Source organism: Streptomyces sp. 15-116A, assembly GCF_025290915.1.
Taxonomy (GTDB): domain Bacteria; phylum Actinomycetota; class Actinomycetes; order Streptomycetales; family Streptomycetaceae; genus Streptomyces.
In genome coordinates this window covers 1-4,843 of sequence record NZ_JAOCQE010000384.1, presented here as the reverse complement: position 1 = coordinate 4,843, position 4,843 = coordinate 1, and the positions used below count along the sequence as shown (strand labels likewise).

Annotated in this window: 6 protein-coding genes; 2 read left to right on the top strand and 4 right to left on the bottom strand. The window is 73.2% G+C overall.

Annotation, left to right across the window (positions count from 1 at the left end; all coding sequences use genetic code 11):
* Both N4P33_RS32840 and N4P33_RS32835 read right to left on the bottom strand, forming a co-directional pair.
* Positions 1 to 944: hypothetical protein (locus tag N4P33_RS32840; protein ID WP_260830587.1), on the bottom strand; the 944-nt coding region annotated here is incomplete at its 3' end.
* Positions 937 to 1,536 (bottom strand): RNA polymerase sigma factor, encoded by a 600-nt coding sequence (locus N4P33_RS32835; protein ID WP_260830586.1) that lies wholly within the window; start codon positions 1,534 to 1,536, stop codon positions 937 to 939. The genes N4P33_RS32840 and N4P33_RS32835, both read right to left, overlap by 8 nt.
* A gap of 153 nt (positions 1,537 to 1,689) precedes the next feature.
* Between N4P33_RS32835 and trpS the strand changes: the two genes are divergently transcribed.
* Both trpS and N4P33_RS32825 read left to right on the top strand, forming a co-directional pair.
* Positions 1,690 to 2,703: a tryptophan--tRNA ligase gene (gene trpS / locus N4P33_RS32830; protein WP_260830585.1), complete on the top strand. Its 1,014-nt coding sequence runs from the start codon at positions 1,690 to 1,692 to the stop codon at positions 2,701 to 2,703.
* A 105-nt stretch (positions 2,704 to 2,808) separates the two neighbouring features.
* A complete protein-coding gene (locus N4P33_RS32825) occupies positions 2,809 to 3,387 on the top strand; it encodes a 2'-5' RNA ligase family protein (RefSeq protein ID WP_260830584.1) in 579 nt (192 codons plus the stop codon).
* 8 nt (positions 3,388 to 3,395) lie between these two features.
* On the opposite strand, the gene N4P33_RS32820 is transcribed toward N4P33_RS32825, so the two are convergent.
* Together N4P33_RS32820 and N4P33_RS32815 are read right to left on the bottom strand one after the other, a co-directional pair.
* Positions 3,396 to 4,151, bottom strand: coding sequence for a decaprenylphospho-beta-D-erythro-pentofuranosid-2-ulose 2-reductase (locus N4P33_RS32820; protein ID WP_260830583.1), 756 nt, complete (start codon positions 4,149 to 4,151; stop codon positions 3,396 to 3,398).
* Between the two features lie 22 nt (positions 4,152 to 4,173).
* Positions 4,174 to 4,843, bottom strand: a 670-nt coding sequence (locus N4P33_RS32815; RefSeq protein ID WP_313904625.1) for a D-arabinono-1,4-lactone oxidase, incomplete at its 5' end; no start/stop codon positions are given.

Genomic DNA, 4,843 nt, shown 5'->3' with positions numbered 1-4,843 from the left:
CCCACCCCCTCCACCGACCGCGCGATCTCCAGCGCCCGAGCCCTCGACGGCACCCCCTCCAGCCGCAGCGTCAGCCCCTGCGGATCCCCGGCTCCCGTCCCGCCCCCTGCGGTCCACAGCAGCGTCGGTCCGGCCGTCCGCTCCTCGCGGGTGAAGCGGTGGCCGGTCGGGTCCACCAGCCAGAAGCCCAGCCGATGGGGGCGCGCGAACCACAGGGCGGTGTTCGTTCTGCCCTCGGACGAGTCGTCGTCGCCGTCCAGCGACAGCCACTCCGGCTGCTCCCGCACCGTCTTGGCGAAGGCGAAGTCCAGGCGGGCCGGGAACGCGTCCAGCCGTATCGTCCGCCCCTGCTCGGTCCAGCACAGGCTCATCAGGAAGCGCCCGCGCGGCAGCGCGCTCACCGCCGCCGTGTCCGGAGGACCCAGCGCACCCGGCACCGGCGGCGCGAAACCGGCCCGGCGTTCCGCCTCGCCCAGTGACACCGGCCGCCCGCAGCCCGGCACCCCGGCGTCCGGAGACGGCACCGCCGACGGGTCGTGGCGCACCTCGACCCCGCCGAAGCCGAACCAGTCCGACACCGCCGCCCGCACCGGGGGCGTCAGCGCGAGCACCGTCAGCAATCCGCACAGCGCCGCGACCAGCCTCCGCCACCGCACCCGCGCCCAGCGCCGCACGGCCCGCCATCGCTCCCGCACCCACTCCCCGGCACCCGGCGGCTCGGCCACCGGCACCGGCACACCCTCAGCCAGTATCCGCTCCAGCACCCGCTCCACCATCGACTCGGACCCGGCCGCCGGATCCGTCCCGTCCAGCGACCGCCCCAGGGCCCGCAGCTCCTCCCGTAGCCGGGCGGCCTCCGCCCGCCGCTGCCCAGGGCCACGGCCGGCCTCCGCTCGCCGCTCCTCAGAGCCGGCGCGGCCCTCACCGTCGTACGACTCACTCACACTCCTCACCCCCTTCCCGGGGACTCGCCGCCCGGGGACTCGCCGCCCGGGGACTCCGGGGCCGGAAGTCCGGCAGCAGGCGCTCCAGCTTGCGCAGGGCACGGTTCAGCCGTGACTTCACCGTGCCCCGGGCCCAGCCCAGGGCCTGGGCGGTCTCCTTCTCGTCCATCTCCAGCAGGTACCGGTAGGTGACGACCAGCCGATGCTCCTCGCTCAGCTTCTCCAAGGCGGCCACCAGCGCGTCGCGGCGCTCAGTCTCGAGCGTCGCCACCGCCGGATCCGCCGATTCCGGTATCACCGGCTCCGCCGCCACGAACGCCGCCTCGCGGTCGGCGAGCGTGTACCGGCGGGCCGCCGCGCGCACGGTGTTCCTGGTCTCGTTGGCCACGATCGACAGCAGCCACGGCCGGAACGCCATGCCGTCCCGGAACCGGCCCAGCGCGCAGTACGCCTTGACAAACGCCTGCTGCACGACGTCCTCCGCGTCCGCCCCCGCCCCGAGCGCGGCGGCCGCCCTGAGCGCGATGCCCGTATGGGCGCGCACCAGCTCGGCGTACGCCTCCGGCTCCCCGGCGCGTACGCGTGCGATCACCGCGGCCTCATCGACGATGCGGCCCCCCTCCCGCGTCCCCTCCCGCGTCCTCACGACCTTGTTACACCGCCGGGCCGCAATCGGTTCCCACTCGGTCCCGACCTGTTTCCGGTCGGTTCCGGACCGCCTCCCGGGACCTGAGAGAATGGGGGCATGGCGACTGACCGACCCCGCGTGCTCTCCGGAATCCAGCCCACCGCAGGCTCGTTCCACCTCGGCAACTACCTCGGCGCCGTCCGCCAGTGGGTGGCCCTGCAGGAGACCCACGACGCGTTCTACATGGTCGTCGACCTGCACGCGATCACGCTGCCGCAGGACCCGAAGGACCTGCGCGCCAACACCCGCCTTGCCGCCGCCCAGCTGCTGGCCGCCGGTCTCGACCCCGAGCGCTGCACGCTCTTCGTCCAGAGCCATGTCCCCGAGCACGCCCAGCTCGCCTGGGTCATGAACTGCCTCACCGGCTTCGGCGAGGCGAGCCGCATGACCCAGTTCAAGGACAAGTCCGCCAAGCAGGGCGCCGACCGCGCGAGCGTCGGCCTGTTCACGTACCCGATCCTGCAGGTCGCCGACATCCTGCTGTACCAGGCGCACGAGGTGCCGGTCGGCGAGGACCAGCGCCAGCACATCGAGCTCACCCGCGACCTCGCCGAGCGCTTCAACGGCCGGTTCGGCCCGACCTTCACCGTCCCGAAGCCGTACATCCTCAAGGAGACGGCGAAGATCTACGACCTCCAGGACCCGACGGTCAAGATGAGCAAGTCGGCGTCCACGCCGAAGGGCCTCATCAACCTGCTCGACGAGCCGAAGACCACCGCGAAGAAGGTCAAGAGCGCGGTGACCGACACCGACACGGTGATCCGCTACGACGTCGAGAACAAGCCCGGTGTGAGCAATCTCCTCACGATCTATTCGACCCTCACCGGGGCGGGTATCACCGAACTGGAGGAGAAGTACGCCGGCAAGGGCTACGGTGCGCTCAAGACGGACCTCGCCGAGGTCATGGTCGAGTTCGTGACCCCGTTCAAGGAGCGCACCCAGCAGTACCTGGACGACCCCGAGACGCTCGACTCGATCCTGGCCAAGGGCGCGGAGAAGGCGCGTGCCGTCGCCGCGGAGACCCTCTCCCAGGCGTACGACCGGGTGGGCTTCCTGCCCGCCAAGCACTGAGCCGGGCGCTCACGAGCCGCACATCACGTCGGTTGCGCCTGCCCGCGCGACCGGCGTGGCCGTACAGTCGATAACCGGGTGTCCGACAAAACGACAGGAGACGACGTGGGGACCGTAACGATCGGCGTGTCGATCGCGGTCCCGGAGCCTCACGGCAGCCAGCTCCAGCAGCTGCGCGCGGGCTTCGGCGACGCCGCGGCTCACGGCATCCCCACGCATGTCACCCTGCTGCCGCCGACGGAGGTCGACGCCGCCGACCTGCCGGCCATCGAGGCGCATCTGAGCGAGGTCGCCGCGAGCGCCCGCCCCTTCCCGATGCGTCTGTCCGGCACCGGCACGTTCCGTCCCCTGTCGCCGGTCGTGTACGTCCAGGTCGTCGAGGGCGCCGAGGCGTGCACCTGGCTCCAGAAGCAGGTCCGCGACGCCTCCGGCCCCGTCGCGCGTGAACTGCAGTTCCCGTACCACCCGCACGTCACGGTCGCCCACGGCATCGAGGACGCGGCGATGGACCGCGCGTACGAGGAGCTCGCCGGGTACGAGGCCGAGTGGCCCTGCACCGGCTTCGCCCTGTACGAACAGGGCGCCGACGGGGTGTGGCGCAAGCTGCGCGAGTTCCCGTTCGGCTCGTCCGTCGTGCCGCCGCAGGCGGGCTGCGCGGACCGGGGCTCCGTCTCGGCGCGCTGAGGCAGGCCCTACACCGGCAGTCGCCGGAACACCCCTCGCGGCAGATGCCGCAGCACCGCCATCACCACCCGCAGCACCCCCGGCACCCACACCGTCTCCGAGCGGCGGCGCAGGCCCAGCTCGATGGCGGTGGCGACCGCCTCCGGGGTCGTCGCCAGGGGGGCCTCCTGAAGGCCCGCCGTCATGCGGGTGCGGACGAAGCCGGGGCGGACGACCATGACGTGGACGCCGGTGCCGTGGAGGGCGTCGCCGAGGCCCTGGGTGAAGGTGTCCAGGCCGGCCTTGCTGGAGCCGTAGATGAAGTTGGCGCGGCGGGCGCGTTCGGCGGCGACGGAGGAGAGGACCACCAGGGAGCCGTGGCCCTGGTTCTGGAGGGCGGCGGCGCACACCAGGCCCGCCGAGACCGCGCCGGTGTAGTTGGTCTGCGCGACGCGCACCGCGGCCCCCGGGTCGCGTTCGTCGTGAGCCTGGTCGCCGAGCGTGCCGAAGGCCAGCAGCACCATGTCGATGTCGCCCTCGGCGAAGACCTTGCCCAGGGTCTCCTCGTGGGAGGCGGGGTCGAGCGCGTCGAAGGGGAGGGTGTGGACCTGGGCGCCCAGGCCGCGCAGACGGTCGGCGGCCTCGTCGAGGGCGGGGGAGGGGCGGGCCGCCAGCCAGACCGTGCGGGTGCGGCGGGCGATCAGACGGCGGGCGGTGGCCAGCGCGATGTCCGACGTACCGCCGAGGACGAGCAGGGACTGGGGGAGGCCGAAGGCGTCCTTCACGTGCAGCAGCTCCTAGAGGTTGCTAGAGATCGAGGCGGCGGGCCAGGTCGGACACGAACACCCCGCGCGGGTCCAGCTCCGCGCGCAGGGCACGGAAGTCGTCCAGGCGCGGGTACATGGCGGCGAGCAGCTCCGGGCGCAGCCGGGAGTCCTTGGCGAGGTAGACGCGGCCCCCGGCGGAGGCGACCTCCTCGTCCAGTTCGTCGAGGAAGGGGCCGAGGCCCGGCAGCGACGCCGGGATGTCCAGGGCCAGGGTCCAGCCGGGAACGGGGAACGACAGCCAGCCCGGGTCGGCCTGCCCGAAGCGTTTCAGCACGGCCAGGAAGGACGGGCAGCGGCGGGCCGAGAGGCGCCGCACGATCCGGCGCAGCGTCTCCTCCCGCCCCTCGCCCACCACGAACTGGTACTGCACGAAGCCGCCGCGGCCGTAGACCCGGTTCCAGTGCGGCACGCCGTCCAGGGGGTGGAAGAACGTGGAGATGCGCTGGAGCTGCCCGGTGCGGGCGCGGGGGGCCTTGCGGTACCAGAGCTCGTTGAACAGGCCGACCGTGGCGCGGTTGAGCAGGCCCTCGGGCAGCACGGCGGGCGCGGCCGGCAGGCGGGAGGTGCGGAAGGCCAGGGGCTGCCGCCCCGCGCGCGTGCCGTGCGGGAGGGCGTCCAAGGGGGCGTGGTCGCCGCGGGTGAGGACCGCG